The sequence below is a fragment of the Actinoplanes aureus genome, assembly GCF_015704865.1.
GTDB classification, from domain to species: domain Bacteria; phylum Actinomycetota; class Actinomycetes; order Mycobacteriales; family Micromonosporaceae; genus Actinoplanes; species Actinoplanes aureus.
Genome location: NZ_JADQTO010000004.1, coordinates 128,216 through 143,074, shown reverse-complemented (window position 1 = coordinate 143,074; position 14,859 = coordinate 128,216). Strand labels below are relative to the sequence as shown.

Here is a 14,859-nt window from a genome sequence, read left to right as displayed (position 1 = left end):
CCTACTCGCTGAGGCCGTAGGCGGCCAGCGTCGCGTCCAGCATGCGTTCCTGCTCGGCGGCGGGGAAGGCCTCCGGGTCCGCGGCCGCGAGGGCGGCCATCCCCTCGGCCATCGCGACCAGGGCGAGTGCGGCCGTGGCGACCCGCTCGGCGGGCCAGTCCGGAGCGGCGGCCGCGGTGAGGCGCTCGACCCGGGTGCGCCAGGCGCGGTTGTTCCGCCGGTGCTCGCTGATCAGACCCTCGTCGGAGACGGCCGCGGCCAGGAAGCCCATCCAGACGACGGCCTCCTGGCGGGTCTGCGGGTCGGTCGCCAGCCCTTGCCGCAGCACGGCACGCAGCGCCGCCCGGGGCGTCAGGGCGCTCGCCTCCAGCTCCTCGACCCGGTTGCGGGTGATCTCGTGCAGCAGCTGGCGGGCGTGCAGCAGCAGCGCCTGCCGGTTCGGGAACCGGTGCATGACCAGGCCGGTGGTGCATCCGGCGGCGGCCGCGACCGCTCGCACGGTCAGCCGCTCCAGCCCCTGCTCGGCAAGCACGCTCCACACCGCGCGGGACAACGCCTCGCCCTGTGCGGACCGATCCGCGGACCGTGACACGCGTCGCACCTCTCCTGTTCCGTAACGAGTGTTACCGTAACACCTGTTCCGACAGGAGGTACGTCATGAGCTGGATCATCGAACAGCGACCGTGGGACGATCGCGCCGGTGTCGCGCTCCGCGCCGCCCAACGCGCCGAACTCGACGCCCGCTACGGCGGTGACGACCACGAGCCGGGCACCCCGCCGTCCGCCGCCGACATCGACGTCTTCATGGTGGCCGTCGACGCGTACGGCCAGCCGATCGGCTGTGGCGCGCTACGCCGCCTCGATGCGGACAGCGCCGAGATCAAGCGCATGTACGTCGCACCCGCCGGCCGCGGAACCGGCGTTTCGACAGCCATCCTGCGGGCCCTGGAGTCCGCCGCCAGCGAGCGGGGCTGCACCACGATCCGCCTGGAGACCGGCCTGGCCCAGCCCGACGCGATGCGCTTCTACGAGCGCGAGGGCTACCGCGAGATCCCCCTCTTCGGCGCCTACATCGGCTCCGACGTGTCGGTCTGCTACGAACGAATCCTGACGGAGCGCGCGATCAGACGTTGAACCTGAACTCGACCACGTCGCCGTCCTTCATGACGTAGTCCTTGCCCTCCATGCGGACCTTGCCGGCGGACTTCGCAGCGGACATCGATCCGGCCGCCATCAGGTCGTCGAAGCTGACGATCTCGGCCTTGATGAAGCCGCGCTGGAAGTCGGAGTGGATGACACCGGCGGCCTCGGGCGCGGTCGCGCCGACCGGGATCACCCAGGCGCGGGCCTCCTTCGGGCCGGCGGTCAGGTAGGTCTGCAGGCCGAGCGTCTCGAAACCGACCCGGATCAGCCGGTTCAGGCCGGGCTCGGACTGGCCGGTGGACTGGAGCAGCTCGAGGGCCTCGTCGTCGTCAAGCTCGATCAGCTCGGACTCGATCTTCGCGTCCATGAAGACGGCCTCGGCCGGGGCGACCAGGGCACGCAGCTCGTCCAGGAACGCCTCGTTGCCCAGCTCGGCCTCGTCGACGTTGAAGACGTACAGGAACGGCTTCGTGGTGAGCAGGTGCAGCTCGGCCAGCAACTCCAGCTCGATGCCCGCCGCCTTCGCGCCCTGGTATAGGGTGACGCCGTCGTTGAGCAGCTTGAACGCGGCCTCGGCCGCGGCCACCGCGGCGGCCTTCTCCTTCTTGAGCTTCGCCTCTTTCTGCAGGCGGGGCAGCGCCTTCTCGACCGTCTGGAGGTCGGCCAGGATCAGCTCGGTGTTGATCGTCTCGATGTCGTCGGCCGGAGAGATCTTGCCGTCGACGTGCAGCACGTTGGGGTCGGAGAAGGCCCGCACCACCTGGCAGATCGCGGACGCGTCGCGGATGTTCGCCAGGAACGCGTTGCCGCGGCCCTGCCCCTTGGAGGCGCCCCGCACCAGACCGGCGATGTCGACGAAGCTCACCGGCGCCGGCAGGATCTTCTCACTGCTGAACAGCTCGGCGAGCTTTCCCAGCCGCTCGTCGGGCAGCCCGACCACGCCGACGTTCGGCTCGATCGTCGCGAACGGGTAGTTCGCGGCGAGCACGTCATTCTTGGTCAGGGCGTTGAACAGGGTGCTCTTGCCGACGTTGGGCAGGCCGACGATTCCGATGGTGAGGCTCACGGATTGTGAGTCTACGGGGTTGCCATTTCCGGGTTTGCTTCGGTTTTCCGCCGCGGGCAGGTTCAGAAGAACTTGCGCAGTTCGGCGGCGACCAGCGCGGGCTTGCCGCTGTTGTCGGCGGCGGTGTGCCCGGCGCCGGTCAAGGTCACCCGCCGTACTCGCGGCAGCACCGGCTCCAGCTCGTTCAAAACCCCTTTGAGGTACGCCGGCGAGCGCTCACCGCCCAGCAGGAGCGTCTCGGCCGTCACCGCCGCATAGGTCTCCAGCGGCCCGGCCGCGTCCTCGACCACCGCCGCGTCCAGGCGCATCGTCGGGATGAGTTCACCGATCTGCTGTTTCCCCTGACCACTGCTGATCACCAGTTTGGCGAACGGGATCAGCGCCGACCTCGGCACGTGCCGGAACTCGCCGGTGCCCTGCACGACGGTGACGAACGCGGCCGCCCGCCGTCCCCGGGCCAGTTCCCTCTCGTATCGGGGCAGCCAGGCGACCGGGTCGTGCACGCCGTACTTGAGCGGCGGCTCGTACAGGGCGAGCCGGTCGATCGGCAGCTCCATCGCCGCGCGCAACGCGATGACCGCGCCGGAGCTGAGGCCGAAGACGTTGCGCGCCCCCGTCTCGTCGAGCACCGCCCGCAGATCGTCGATCTCGGCGCGCAGGCCGTGGCCGGGTGCGGCCGGAGCGCTGAGGCCGCGGCCACGCCGGTCGGGGACGTAGACGGTGAAGTCGCGGGCCAGGGCTCGGGCCAGTCTCGTGAAGCTGGCCGACGTCTGCATACCGCCGTGCAAGAGCACGACCTTGGGGCCGCCGCCGTAGGTGCGCCACCGAATGTCCGTTCGGATCGCCAGAATCTCCATGCGTCAACCGTAGTTGACACGAAGGCGGCCGTCAACTGTGGTTGACACAACCCTCCATGTCCGAATCCCGCCAGCCGAACCGGTCTCCGGCGGAGCAGACTCAAGGCATGGAGCTGGACTTCGAGCGTTGCTACCGCGCCGTCGACAGCCGCGACCAGCGGTTCGACGGATGCTTCTACACGGCGGTGAAAACCACCGGGATCTACTGCCGGCCGTCCTGCCCGGCGGTCACCCCCAAGCGCGAGAACGTCACGTTTCACCCCAGCGCGGCCGCCGCCCAGCGGGCCGGATTCCGCGCCTGCCGCCGGTGCCGCCCGGACGCGGCGCCCGGCTCACCCGAGTGGGACACCCGCGCGGACACGGTCGGGCGTGCGATGCGGCTGATCAGCGACGGGGTGGTCGACCGGGAGGGAGTGTCCGGGCTGGCCAGCCGGCTCGGCTACACCGAACGGCACCTCAACCGGATGCTGACCGCCGAACTCGGGGCGGGTCCGCTGGCACTGGCCCGGGCACAGCGGGCGCAGACCGCCCGGATCCTCGTCGAGACGACCGACCTGGGGCTCGCGGACATCGCGTTCGCGGCCGGGTTCGGCAGCGTGCGGCAGTTCAACGACACGATGCTCGAGGTGTATGCCGGGTCGCCCAGCCAGCTGCGCGAGAAGCGGCCGGTCGGGCGGAGCGAGGCGGGAGTCATCAACCTGCGGCTGGCGTACCGGCCGCCGCTGCATGCCGCGTCGCTGCTGGAGTTCCTGGGGGCGCGGACCCTGCCGGGGGTCGATGAACTGGACGGAGACACGTACCGCCGGGGAATGCTCTTGCCGCACGGCAGCGCGAGCATCGCGCTGCGGCCGGGCGAGCGATGGGTGCACGCGACCCTGCGGCTCAGCGACGTGCGGGACCTGGCGCCGGCGGTGGCCCGATGCCGGCGGCTCCTCGACCTGGACGCGGATCCGGTCGCGGTCGACGCGATGCTGGGCGGCGATCCGGCGTTGGCGGCGGTTGTGCGGGACGAGCCGGGTGTGCGGGTGCCACGGGCGGTCGACGGGTTCGAGATGGCCGTTCGGGCCGTGGTCGGGCAGCAGGTGAGTGTGGCCGGGGCCCGGACCACGTTGCATCGGATCCTGCGGGCCGCCGATGCCGCCGATGCCGCCGGAGGTCGGGCCGAGGGCCCCTCCCCCTCCCCCGAGTCCTCCTCCTCCGCGGCTGCCGGGCCGCTCACCGGATTCCCGGCGGCCGAGACGGTCGCCGCACTCCCCGACTCCGCCTTCGGCATGCCCGCCGCCCGCCGGGCCACCATCCGGGCCCTCGCCGAGGCGGTGGCCGACGGCAAACTCGACCTGGAACCCGGCACCGACCGCGCCGAAACCATCGCGCGCCTCACCGAACTGCCCGGCATCGGCCCGTGGACCGCCGGATACGTCGCCATGCGCGCCACCGGCGACCCCGACGTCTTCCTGGAGACCGATCTGGCCGCCCGCCGCGGCGCCGCGGCACTCGGCCTTCCCGACACCCCCCGATCCCTGGCCCGGCACGCAGAACGCTGGCGTCCCTGGCGTTCCTACGCGTTGATCCGCCTCTGGCGGGCGGCTTGAAACCTACCCGCGCCGAGACCCGCGCGGACCGTTGTCCACATTCCCGCGTTGTCCACAGCCCTGCGCGCAAGATCGCGCGCGATCGGCAACGCTGGATCCCCCGTGTGAGGAGAAAGTGATGCTTCGTCATTCGACAATGGACACCCCTGTCGGCCCGTTCACCGTGATCACCACCGCTGGGGGCGCCGTCCGTGCCGCCGGCTTCACCGCCGACGTGCCGGAGCTGATGCGACTGGTGCATCCGGCTCTGCGCGCCCCGGTGGAGGCGGACGACGACGTCGGCCCGGTGCGTGCCGCCGTCCGTGACTATCTGGCCGGTGACCTGACCGCGCTGGACGGGGTCCCGGTCGAGCAGCACACCGACGGCCAGTTCATGCGGCACGCGTGGGACGTGATGCGGCAGATCAAGCCGGGCGACCCGGTCACCTACACCCGCTATGCCGATCTGGCCGGCCGCCCGGCGGCGGTCCGCGCCGCGGCAGCCGCTTGCGCACGCAACGCCGTTGCGCTGATCCTGCCGTGCCACCGGGTGCTGCGCACGGACGGATCGCTCGGCGGATACCGGTGGGGCCTGCCGGTCAAGGCATGGCTGCTCGAGCACGAGGCCGCCGGCTGAGCACTCTTTTTCAGAGTACGAGTCAGCGGGGTCATCAACCCCAGCTACGGGGTGCTGCCTCCACCGCGCGATCCGGCTGCCGGGCCGGGGGTGACGCGGCCGCCGGGCTGAAGCTCGGGGCAGGTGCCGCGACCAGCTGCTTGAGCCCGGCGGTCGCGGCGCGGCCCGGGCCGTTGACCGGATCGCGTGGCGGTCCCGGGAACACCGCGATGACGCGTACCGATGAAGGAAGTCCTACCATGATCGGCCCGGCGACATGGAGGATGCGGTGCCGTTCTATCTCAGGCCTCAACTGTGGTGGCGGACGGCGATCGTCGTCTGCGCGGCCGCCGGGCTGTTGACCGGTGAGCATCGCATCGTCTTCTACACGTGCCAGAGCAACCTGATCGTGCTGGGCTACTTCGCCGGGGCGCTCTACTGGATGGTGCGGCGGCGTACCGTCGAGGCGCCCGCGCCCCGGCTGCGCGGGCCGGTCACGCTGTGGATCCTGATCACGTGCCTGATCTCGCACTTCGTCCTGAACCACGGGGCGAGCCCGCTGCCCGGCCTCGCCGACCCGGATCCGGGCACGGCGTTGGCGAACTGGTCGCTGTTCCTGGTGCACTACGTGGTTCCGGTGATGGTGGTGGCGGATTGGGCGGCCTTCGGGCCGCGCCGCCTGGCGCCGTGGCGCGATCTTCCGTTGTGGTTGCTCTTCCCGCTGGGGTACGGGGTGACGTCGGTGTTCCGCGCGATCCTGTTCCCCGCCGCGCCGAACCGGTATCCGTACCCGTTCCTCGATCCGGCGCTGCACGGCGGCTACGACGGGGTGGCGGTGCAGATGCTGACGCTGGCCGTCTACTTCGCCGTGCTCGGCGCGCTGCTCATCGGCATCGACCGGCTCGGCGCCCGGTTGTCCCGTCCGACCAGCGCCGAAGCGTTGTCCACAGCCGCCTGAAAAGGCTCGCCGGAAACGAAGCGGCGGCCCTACGCTGACCGGCATGACTGATACGGGAACCGGGCGCCACGGTCTCCCCGAGCGGCCGTCACTGGACGGGCTCGAGGACAAGTGGGCGCCGCGCTGGCAGGAGGAGGGGACGTACGCGTTCGACCGTTCCAAGGAGCGGGCGGATGTGTATGCGATCGACACACCTCCGCCGACCGTATCGGGCTCGTTGCACGTCGGGCACGTCTTCTCCTACACGCACACCGACACGGTCGCCCGGTTCCAGCGGATGCGCGGCAAGACGGTCTTCTACCCGATGGGCTGGGACGACAACGGGCTGCCCACCGAGCGCCGGGTGCAGAACCTGTTCGGGGTCCGCTGCGATCCCACGCTGCCCTATGACCCGCGGTGGCAGCCTGCGGCGACCCCGCCGAAGCAGCCGGTCTCGATCTCGCGGCGTAACTTCGTCGAGCTCTGTGGCCGGTTGACGGTTGAGGACGAGAAGGCGTTCGAGGCGTTGTGGCGGCGGTTGGGCCTCTCCGTCGACTGGGCGTTGACTTATACGACGATCGGCGACAAGGCGCGGGCTGTCTCGCAGCGGGCGTTCCTGGCCAACCTGGCTCGCGGGGAGGCGTACACGGCGGAGGCACCGACGCTGTGGGACGTCGGTTTCCGGACCGCGGTCGCGCAGGCCGAGCTGGAGGACCGGGAGCGGCCGGGGGCGTACCACCGGCTGCGTTTCCACGGGCCGGACGGCCCGGTCGAGGTGGACACCACGCGGCCGGAGTTGCTGCCGGCGTGTGTCGCTCTGGTCCATCACCCCGGTGACCCGCGGTTCGCCGGTCTCACGTCGGTGCGGACGCCGTTCTTCGACGTGGAGGTCCCGGTCCGGGAGCATCCGCTGGCGGCGGCCGACAAGGGTACGGGTATCGCGATGGTCTGCACGTTCGGCGACCTGGCCGACGTGACCTGGTGGCGTGATCTCGGCCTGGAGACCCGGGTCGTTCTCGGCCGGGACGGGCGGTTCCTGGCTGACCGGCCGGCGGGTGTCCCGGTGGCGGCCTATCAGGGTTTCGCCGGTTTGACCGTCAACGCGGCCCGCCGGGAGATGGTCCGGTTGCTGCGGGAGTCCGGCGATCTGCTGGGTGAGCCGCGGCCGGTCACGCATCCGGTGAAGTTCTACGAGAAGGGCGATTCGCCGCTGGAGATCGTCACCAGCCGGCAGTGGTTCATCCGCAACGGTGGGCGCGATCCCGAGCTGCGTGATCGTCTGCTGGCGCGCGGCCGGGAACTGGACTGGGTTCCGGACAGCATGCGCCACCGGTTTGAGCACTGGGTCACCGGCCTGACCGGGGACTGGCTGATCAGCCGGCAGCGGTTCTTCGGGGTGCCGATCCCGGTCTGGTACCGGCTCGACGACGCTGGCGAGCCGGATTACGACCAGCTTCTCATACCGGACGATTCGGCGCTGCCGATCGATCCTTCGTCGGAGTGTCCGCCCGGTTTCACCGAGTCACAGCGGGACAAGCCCGGCGGGTTCACCGCCGATCCCGACGTGATGGACACCTGGGCGACGTCGTCGCTGAGCCCGCAGATCGTCACCGGCTGGAGCACCGACGAGGATCTGCACCGCCGGGTCTTCCCGATGGACCTGCGGCCGCAGGGCCAGGAGATCATCCGGACCTGGCTGTTCTCCTCGGTGCTGCGCGCCGACCAGCTGAACGATGTGCTGCCGTGGCAGCGGGCGGTCCTGTCCGGGTGGATCCTGGACCCCGACCACAAGAAGATCTCCAAGTCGCAGGGGAACGACGTGGTCACCCCGCTCGCGCTACTGGAGCAGTACGGCTCCGACGCGGTGCGGTACTGGGCGTCGAGCGGCCGTCCCGGTGCCGACCTGGCGTTCGAACCGGCCCAGCTCAAGGTCGGGCGGCGGCTGGCGACCAAGTTGCTCAACGCGTCGAGGTTCGCGCTCGGTCTGGGTGCGGCCGAGGCGCTGCGGCAGCCGGTCAGCGAGCCGCTGGACAGGGCCATGCTGGGCCGGCTGGCGGAGGTGCTGACCGAGGCGACCACGGCCTTCGAGCAGTACCAGCACACCGATGCGCTGCAGACGGCCGAGACGTTCTTCTGGACGTTCTGCGACGACTACATCGAGCTGGTCAAGGACCGGGCCTACGGGTCGGGACCGGGCGCCGACTCGGCCCGGGCGGCACTCGCGGCCGGGCTGGCGGTGCAGTTGCGGCTGTTCGCGCCCTTCCTGCCGTATGTGACGGAGGAGGTCTGGTCCTGGTGGCGTTACGGTTCCGTGCACCGCGCCACCTGGCCGACGAAGTATGAGCTGACCAGGGTCGCGCCGGACAGCGATCCGTCGCTGCTGGACCTCGCCGGTGAGGCGTTGCGCCAGGTCCGGCGGGCCAAGTCGGACCGGAAGGTCTCCATGAAGACCGAGGTGCCGCTCGCCGAGGCGCTCGGGCCGGCGGCACTGCTCGACCGGTTGGAGCTGATCGACGGCGACTTCCGGGCGGCCGGCCGGATCACCAAGCTCGACCTGCTCCGGGACCGCACCACGGAACTCGTGATCGCCTGCGCGTTCTGACCGCACGCCCCCGTTACCTGGTGAAACGCCGGTGACGGGGGCATCGGTTGGTCCACCATAGGGGGTATGTCGATCGCACCGGAGCAGGTCGAGGCCCCGGCCCGGGACGCGGTGCTGTTCCGGTCCTCGCCGGCCCGGACCTTCATCATGGTGTTCGCGGCACTGATGGTGGCCTATCTCGCTGTCTCACCCATCGTCGGATGGATCGCCGGCGACTCCGGTGACCCGTGGTGGGTCACCGCCCTCCAGGCGGTGGTCATCGGCGCGACGGTGGCCGGCGCCTACGCGCTCTCCGCGCGTGCGGCGCTGCCCACCTGGGTACGCGTCTCGGCCGGCGGCCTCGAGCTGGCCGCCCAGGACAGCGACCCGATCCTGCTCGCCTGGCCGGACGTCGCCGCCGTGGTGATCCGCCGCGACGGTCTGCGCACCGTGCTCGAAGTGGTGCCGGCCGACCTGGACAGCGTCCACCCCGTCCAGGACGCCGACCACGGCGAGCCGCTGCTGGTCGACACCGCGCGCGGTCCGGCGTTCACCGCCGACCTGACCCAGATCTGGCCGAGTCCGCGGGCGCTGCGCCGGGAACTGGACCGTCGGATGCGCGCCGCCGGCAAAGCCTGAACGAGGCTCAGAAGTCGAAGTCGCCGCCAAAGTCGCCGCCGAAATCGCCGAAATCGCCGGCGTCACCGACGTCACCGACGTCACCGCCGAAGTCACCGAAGCCCGGCGAGAACAGCGCGTCGAAGATCAGCATGCCGCCGAGCACTCCGGCGCCCGCGCCGAGCGCCGTCTTCCACACCGGCGTCGAATACCACCCGGCCGGGACCGGTCGGCCCTGCACCCGCCCGCCCGGGTAGTAGTACGGCGTGTCCGCTCCGGGCCGCGGCCCCGCCTTGTAGGCGTGCCCCTGCACCGTGACCTCACGTTCCTGGGTGAGCTGCCCGGTGCCCTGCGAGCCGGCGAGCTGCGGCAGGTCGGGGCCCGGGTCGATGCCCATCGCGGTCCGGGCCGCCCGCACGTACGCGAGCCCCTCCAGCGCCGACTCCCGGGCCAGCTCGTACTGCCGTACCGTATTGGCCTGCTGAAGCTGGCCGCCGGCCGCGTTGTATCGCTCGCTCGCGTCAGCGAGCGCCTGGCGGGCCGCCGGGTCCTCGGAGCTCAGGTTCATCACCTGGCCGCCGAGCCGTTCGTACCAGCGCTGCGCCTCGGCGCGCGCGTCCTCGAGCTGGGTCTGCCGGCGCGCCTGGCCGGTGCGCTGTGTCGCGGCGATGACCAGCACGACCACCGCCACAATGGCCACGATCAGCAACACGCTCGTCATGTTTTCCACGGTACCCCCGCCGGTCATGTACGACCTGTCTGGCAATCTGCGGTGGTGACCTTCTCGACACTGGCCGTGATTCTCGTCTGCCTGGTAGCCGGCGCCGCCCTGGGCTGGCTGGCCGCCCGCACCCGCGCCGCCACCGACATCGCCCGGCTGGAGGCGACCCTCGCGGCGGCCCGCGACGGGGAGCAGCGGCTGGAGCAATCACTGCGGGCACTGTCCTATGAGGCGACCGCGCAGTCGCAGGAGGCGGTCGCCCGGGCGGTGGCTCCGCTGCACGACACCCTGCGACGGTACGAGGAGCGGGTGGCCCAACTCGAGCACGACCGGGTGGACGCGTACGCGGAGTTGCGGGAACAGGTGCGGGCCATGGGTGTGGTCTCCGGCGAGCTGCGCATGGAGACCCGTCAGCTGGTCGCCGCGCTGCGGGCCCCGCAGGTGCGCGGCCGGTGGGGAGAGCACCAGTTGCGGCGCGTCGTCGAGGCGGCCGGCCTGCTGGAGCACTGCGACTTCGCCGAGCAGGTCACCGCGTCCACCGATCACCAGGGGGTCCGGCCCGACCTGGTGGTGCGGCTGCACGGCGGGCGCAGTGTGGTGGTCGACGCGAAGGCGCCGCTGGAGGCGTACCTGACGGCGATGGAGGCCCGTAACGAGCCGGAACGTGATGCCAGCCTGGACCAGCACGCCCGGCACCTGCGGGCGCATGTGGACTCGCTGTCCGGCAAGCGGTACTGGACGGCGTTCGACTCGACACCGGACTTCGTGGTGCTCTTCGTGCCCGCCGACCCGTTCCTGGACGCGGCGCTGCAGCGGGATCCGACGCTGATGGAGTACGCGTTCCGCCGCGACGTCGTGCTGGCCACGCCGGCCACGCTGATCGCGATGCTGCGGACCGTCGCCTACTCGTGGCGGCAGGAGGCGCTGACCCGCAACGCGGCGGCGGTGCACGGCCTGGCCCGCGAGCTGTACGGGCGGCTGTCCACCCTCGGTGACCACGTGGACAAGCTGGGTTCGGCGCTGGGCGGGGCGGTCACCGCGTACAACCGGGCGGTGGGATCGCTGGAGTCGCGGGTGCTGGTGAGCGCCCGCAAGCTGGCCGAGATGGGCGTCGCGGACGACGAGCTGCCGCCGCCCGTACAGGTGGAGTTGACACCGCGCCAGCCGCAGGCGCCCGAGCTCAGCTAGCTTTCGCCGCAGCCGCGGCCTTCATGTCCCTGCGCAGCTCTTGCGGGAGGGAGAACGTCAGGCGCTCCTCAGCGGTGGTGTACTCGGTGACCTCGCCGAAGCCGCGTGAAGCGAGGTGCGCCAGCACCTCCATGACCAGGTCGTCCGGGACGCTCGCACCGGACGAGACGCCGACCGTGGTGGCGCCCTCCAGCCACTCGTCCTTGATCTCGGACGCGTAGTCGACGAGGTGCCCGGCCCGGGCACCGGCGCCGAGGGCGACCTCGACCAGGCGCACCGAGTTCGACGAGTTGGTCGAACCGACCACGATCACCACGTCGCAGTCCGGGGCGATCTCCTTGATCACGTGCTGCCGGTTGGACGTGGCGTAGCAGATGTCATCGCTGGGCGGGGACTGGAGCAGCGGCAGCCGGGTCTTGAGCCGGGCGACGGTCTCCATCGTCTCGTCGACCGAGAGGGTGGTCTGTGACAGCCAGACGACCTTGGCCGGGTCGCGGACCACGACGTTGTCCACATCGTCGGGGCCGTCGACGAGCTGGATGTGCGCGGGAGCCTCGCCGGAGGTGCCGATGACCTCTTCGTGCCCCTCGTGGCCGATGAGCAGGATGTCGTAGTCCTCGGCGGCGAACCGCTTGGCCTCGTGGTGGACCTTGGTCACCAGCGGGCAGGTGGCGTCGATCGCCTTGAGGTTGCGCTCGCGCGCCTGCTCGTGCACCTCGGGGGCCACGCCGTGCGCGGAGAAGACCACGGTGGCGCCCTCGGGCACCTCGTAGTTCTCCTCGACGAAGATCGCCCCGCGGGCTTCAAGCGTGTTCACCACGTGCTTGTTGTGCACGATCTGCTTGCGCACGTAGACCGGGGCGCCGTAGAGCTTCAGCGCCTCCTCGACGGTCTGCACAGCGCGGTCGACGCCGGCGCAGTAGCCACGCGGCTTGGCGAGCAACACCCGCTTACGAGGTTCAGTCACCCGGCCATGGTACGTGGCCGGTTCCCCCGGCCGCTTCTCTGCGATCAGCACCACACGGCGGCTTGCGATGATCGGTGAAACTCACCACATGGCCTCCATGGAACGGGTGACCGTCGGCGCCCTGAGCTTTCTGGCCGGGACGTTCTGGCTGGTGATGAACCTGTCCACGGATTCGGCCACTGATGTCGGCATCGGCGCGGTCGTCGCCGCGGGCGGGCTGGCCCTGCTGGCCTGGCATCGGCTGGGCGTGCCGGCCCGCCTCGCCCGGATCGTCGCCGCGGTGACCGGACTGGCCGGGGCGGTCGTCGGCCTGGCCTCGCACTCCGCCTCGCTCGGCGGCATGTACGCCTGGTCCGAGGACCGGGGCTGGCCGTTCGCGTGGCTGTATCGCGGTGCGGTGGCCGACGACCCCGGCCAGGCGCGGCTGCTGGCCGAGGCCGACGGGTGGGGCATCGACGTCCTGCGGCTGGTCGCGGACCTGGTCGTCTGGGCGTACGCCGGGCTGATCGTCGCCGTGGTGATCGGCCGGTTTCTCCGCGGAAAGGACAGAACGGGCGAGATACTCGATTCATGAGGGGCGAGGACGCGCGCGGCGCCGGCCTGTGGCCCTCGATCCCGGCCGTGCTGCGGGTGATGACCGGCTGGTTCTTCCTCGGCATCGGGCTGCTCGACCTGGCCGTCGAGATGGACGGCGGGCTGACCGCGGAGTATCTGCTCTTCCACGTGGTGCTGGCGGTCAGCGGGGTGCTCCTGCTGACCCGGCACAAGCTGAACTCGAGCCGGGCCGGTCATCTCGTCGCCTGGCCGGTGGCGCTCGCCGGACTGGGACTAAGCGCGCTGCCGGAGTCCGCGCGGTGCTGCATGGCGGCGTACCCGCGGCGGCGCGGCTATCCCTTTCCGTTCCTCGGGACCGGGGCCGGTACGCACGTGGACCCGAAGTACCTGGTCATCGACGTGATCTTCTGGGGCTGCGTGGGACTGGTGCTGCTGACCTTGGTCGCCGTGGTGGAGCGGCGGATGCCGGAGCGGCGTACGCCGGTCGATCTGACCCGTTACGGCGGGCATGCCGAGGCATACGCGTACGCCGCCACCCCGGATCGCACCGACGAGAATGTCGGGGGGCTTACGTAGTCTGGCCCGGTGACACAGCCGACTGAACCTGACAAGGGCCCGGTCAAGAGCACACCCGACGAGCCGTGGCCGGTGCGCGTGGTCAGCCAGAAGATCGGGGCCTGGATCGCGAAACTCGGCTGGGTCTGGGTGGACGGGCAGGTGGCGCAGATCAGCCGCCGGCCCGGTTCCGGCGTGGTGTTCCTGACCCTGCGCGACCCGTCCGCCGATCTGAGCCTGACCGTCACCGCGCACCGCGACGTGCTCGACGCCGGGGCTCCGGAGCTGGCCGAGGGGGCTCGGGTCACCCTGCACGCCAAGCCGGAGTTCTACCCCAACCGGGGCACGCTCAGCCTGCGCGCCGACGAGATCCGCCAGGTCGGTCTCGGTGAGCTGCTGGCCCGGCTGGAGAAGCTGAAACGGCTGCTCGCCGCGGAGGGCCTGTTCGCCCGGGAGCGCAAGCGGCGCCTGCCGTTCCTGCCCGGCAAGATCGGGCTGATCACCGGGAAGGGCAGCGCCGCCGAGCGCGACGTGCTGATGAACGCGCGGCGCCGCTGGCCGGCCGTGGAGTTCCGGGTGCTGCACGCGCTGGTGCAGGGTCCGGGCGCGGTGCCCCAGATCATCGACGCGCTCAAGGTGCTGGATCACGACGACACCGTCGACGTCATCGTGATCGCGCGGGGCGGTGGCAGCGTCGAGGACCTGCTGCCGTTCTCCGACGAGGCGCTGTGCCGGGCGGTGTTCGGTGCGCGGACCCCGGTGGTCAGCGCGATCGGCCACGAGACCGACACACCGCTGCTCGACTACGTCGCCGACCTGCGCGCCTCCACCCCGACCGACGCGGCCAAACGGATCGTGCCGGACCTCGCCGACGAGCTGCGCCTGATGGAGCACGCCCGGGCCCGGCTGGACCGGGCGGTGCTCGGCATGATCGACCGGGAGCGGCAGCGGATCGAGGCGTGGCGTTCCCGGCCGGTGCTGGCCCGGCCGGAGTCGCTCATCGACCAGCGCGCCGCCGAGGTGACCGCGCTGCGCGACCGGGCCGGGCGTAGCTTCGAGCACCGGGTCCGCCGCGCCGACGACGACCTGCGGCACACCGTGGCCCGGCTGCGCGCGCTGTCGCCGGCGGCGACCCTGCAACGCGGCTACGCGATCGTGCAACGCCCTGACGGCCACGTCGTCCGCGCCGCGGACGAGGTCGCGGCCGGCGACCTTCTTCGGATCCGGCTCGCCGACGGCGAGCTGCAAGCAGCGGTAAAGGAGAGCTGATGAGCGACGAGGACCTCAGCTACGAGCAGGCCCGCACGGAGCTGGCCACCGTGGTCGAGCGGCTGGAGCAGGGCGGCGGCAGTCTGGAGGACTCCCTCGCGCTGTGGGAGCGCGGCGAGAAACTGGCCGACGTCTGCCAGCGCTGGCTGGAGGGCGCCCGCGACCGCATCGAGGCGGCCCGGGCCGCCCGCACCGACCAGTAGCGCTCGGCCCAG

At 71.2% G+C, this 14,859-nt stretch carries 16 protein-coding genes; 11 read left to right on the top strand and 5 right to left on the bottom strand.

What is annotated here, in order from left to right:
* Position 1 precedes the first annotated feature (1 nt).
* Positions 2-592: a TetR/AcrR family transcriptional regulator gene (locus I4J89_RS09410; RefSeq protein WP_196413487.1), complete on the bottom strand. Its 591-nt coding sequence runs from the start codon at positions 590-592 to the stop codon at positions 2-4.
* 65 nt (positions 593-657) lie between these two features.
* Here I4J89_RS09410 and I4J89_RS09405 point away from each other — a divergent pair, with 65 nt between their 5' ends.
* Positions 658-1,134, top strand: coding sequence for a GNAT family N-acetyltransferase (locus I4J89_RS09405; protein ID WP_196413486.1), 477 nt, complete (start codon positions 658-660; stop codon positions 1,132-1,134).
* Here I4J89_RS09405 and ychF read toward each other — a convergent pair.
* Together ychF and I4J89_RS09395 are read right to left on the bottom strand one after the other, a co-directional pair.
* The gene (gene ychF, locus I4J89_RS09400) at positions 1,124-2,209 is read right to left on the bottom strand and encodes a redox-regulated ATPase YchF (RefSeq protein ID WP_196413485.1); all 1,086 of its coding nucleotides are present in this window, start codon (positions 2,207-2,209) and stop codon (positions 1,124-1,126) included. The genes I4J89_RS09405 and ychF overlap by 11 nt on opposite strands.
* A 62-nt stretch (positions 2,210-2,271) precedes the next feature.
* The gene (locus I4J89_RS09395) at positions 2,272-3,066 is read right to left on the bottom strand and encodes an alpha/beta fold hydrolase (protein WP_196413484.1); all 795 of its coding nucleotides are present in this window, start codon (positions 3,064-3,066) and stop codon (positions 2,272-2,274) included.
* 107 nt (positions 3,067-3,173) lie between these two features.
* Between I4J89_RS09395 and I4J89_RS09390 the strand changes: the two genes are divergently transcribed.
* The 5 genes from I4J89_RS09390 to I4J89_RS09370 all read left to right on the top strand — a co-directional run bounded on the left by I4J89_RS09390 (position 3,174) and on the right by I4J89_RS09370 (position 9,410).
* A complete protein-coding gene (locus tag I4J89_RS09390; protein WP_196413483.1) occupies positions 3,174-4,658 on the top strand; it encodes a DNA-3-methyladenine glycosylase 2 family protein in 1,485 nt (494 codons plus the stop codon).
* Positions 4,659-4,776: 118 nt separating this feature from the next.
* On the top strand, positions 4,777-5,274 hold the full coding sequence (locus tag I4J89_RS09385) for a methylated-DNA--[protein]-cysteine S-methyltransferase (RefSeq protein WP_196413482.1): 498 nt from the start codon (positions 4,777-4,779) through the stop codon (positions 5,272-5,274).
* 268 nt (positions 5,275-5,542) lie between these two features.
* Positions 5,543-6,211 carry a Pr6Pr family membrane protein gene (locus tag I4J89_RS09380; RefSeq protein WP_309238245.1) on the top strand — a complete coding sequence of 223 codons (669 nt, stop codon included), beginning with the start codon at positions 5,543-5,545 and terminating at the stop codon, positions 6,209-6,211.
* A 43-nt stretch (positions 6,212-6,254) separates the two neighbouring features.
* Positions 6,255-8,792, top strand: a complete 2,538-nt coding sequence (gene valS, locus I4J89_RS09375; protein WP_196413480.1) for a valine--tRNA ligase — start codon at positions 6,255-6,257, stop codon at positions 8,790-8,792.
* Positions 8,793-8,858: 66 nt separating this feature from the next.
* Positions 8,859-9,410 (top strand): hypothetical protein, encoded by a 552-nt coding sequence (locus tag I4J89_RS09370; RefSeq protein ID WP_196413479.1) that lies wholly within the window; start codon positions 8,859-8,861, stop codon positions 9,408-9,410.
* Between the two features lie 7 nt (positions 9,411-9,417).
* On the opposite strand, the gene I4J89_RS09365 is transcribed toward I4J89_RS09370, so the two are convergent.
* Positions 9,418-10,110, bottom strand: coding sequence for a hypothetical protein (locus I4J89_RS09365; protein ID WP_196413478.1), 693 nt, complete (start codon positions 10,108-10,110; stop codon positions 9,418-9,420).
* A gap of 54 nt (positions 10,111-10,164) precedes the next feature.
* Here I4J89_RS09365 and I4J89_RS09360 point away from each other — a divergent pair, with 54 nt between their 5' ends.
* On the top strand, positions 10,165-11,298 hold the full coding sequence (locus tag I4J89_RS09360) for a DNA recombination protein RmuC (protein WP_196413477.1): 1,134 nt from the start codon (positions 10,165-10,167) through the stop codon (positions 11,296-11,298).
* Here I4J89_RS09360 and I4J89_RS09355 read toward each other — a convergent pair.
* Positions 11,291-12,265: a 4-hydroxy-3-methylbut-2-enyl diphosphate reductase gene (locus I4J89_RS09355; RefSeq protein ID WP_196413476.1), complete on the bottom strand. Its 975-nt coding sequence runs from the start codon at positions 12,263-12,265 to the stop codon at positions 11,291-11,293. The genes I4J89_RS09360 and I4J89_RS09355 overlap by 8 nt on opposite strands.
* 88 nt (positions 12,266-12,353) lie before the next feature.
* Between I4J89_RS09355 and I4J89_RS09350 the strand changes: the two genes are divergently transcribed.
* Genes I4J89_RS09350 through I4J89_RS09335 form a run of 4 tightly spaced genes read left to right on the top strand, consistent with a single transcriptional unit; the run spans position 12,354 to position 14,847 of the window.
* Complete coding sequence (locus tag I4J89_RS09350) at positions 12,354-12,839, top strand: hypothetical protein (protein ID WP_196413475.1); 486 nt, start codon at positions 12,354-12,356, stop codon at positions 12,837-12,839.
* On the top strand, positions 12,836-13,396 hold the full coding sequence (locus I4J89_RS09345) for a hypothetical protein (RefSeq protein WP_196413474.1): 561 nt from the start codon (positions 12,836-12,838) through the stop codon (positions 13,394-13,396). Before I4J89_RS09350 ends, I4J89_RS09345 begins: the two co-directional genes overlap by 4 nt.
* A gap of 9 nt (positions 13,397-13,405) precedes the next feature.
* A complete protein-coding gene (gene xseA / locus I4J89_RS09340; protein WP_196413473.1) occupies positions 13,406-14,644 on the top strand; it encodes an exodeoxyribonuclease VII large subunit in 1,239 nt (412 codons plus the stop codon).
* On the top strand, positions 14,644-14,847 hold the full coding sequence (locus I4J89_RS09335; RefSeq protein WP_196413472.1) for an exodeoxyribonuclease VII small subunit: 204 nt from the start codon (positions 14,644-14,646) through the stop codon (positions 14,845-14,847). The genes xseA and I4J89_RS09335 overlap by 1 nt, the downstream gene beginning before the upstream one ends.
* Positions 14,848-14,859 lie beyond the last annotated feature (12 nt).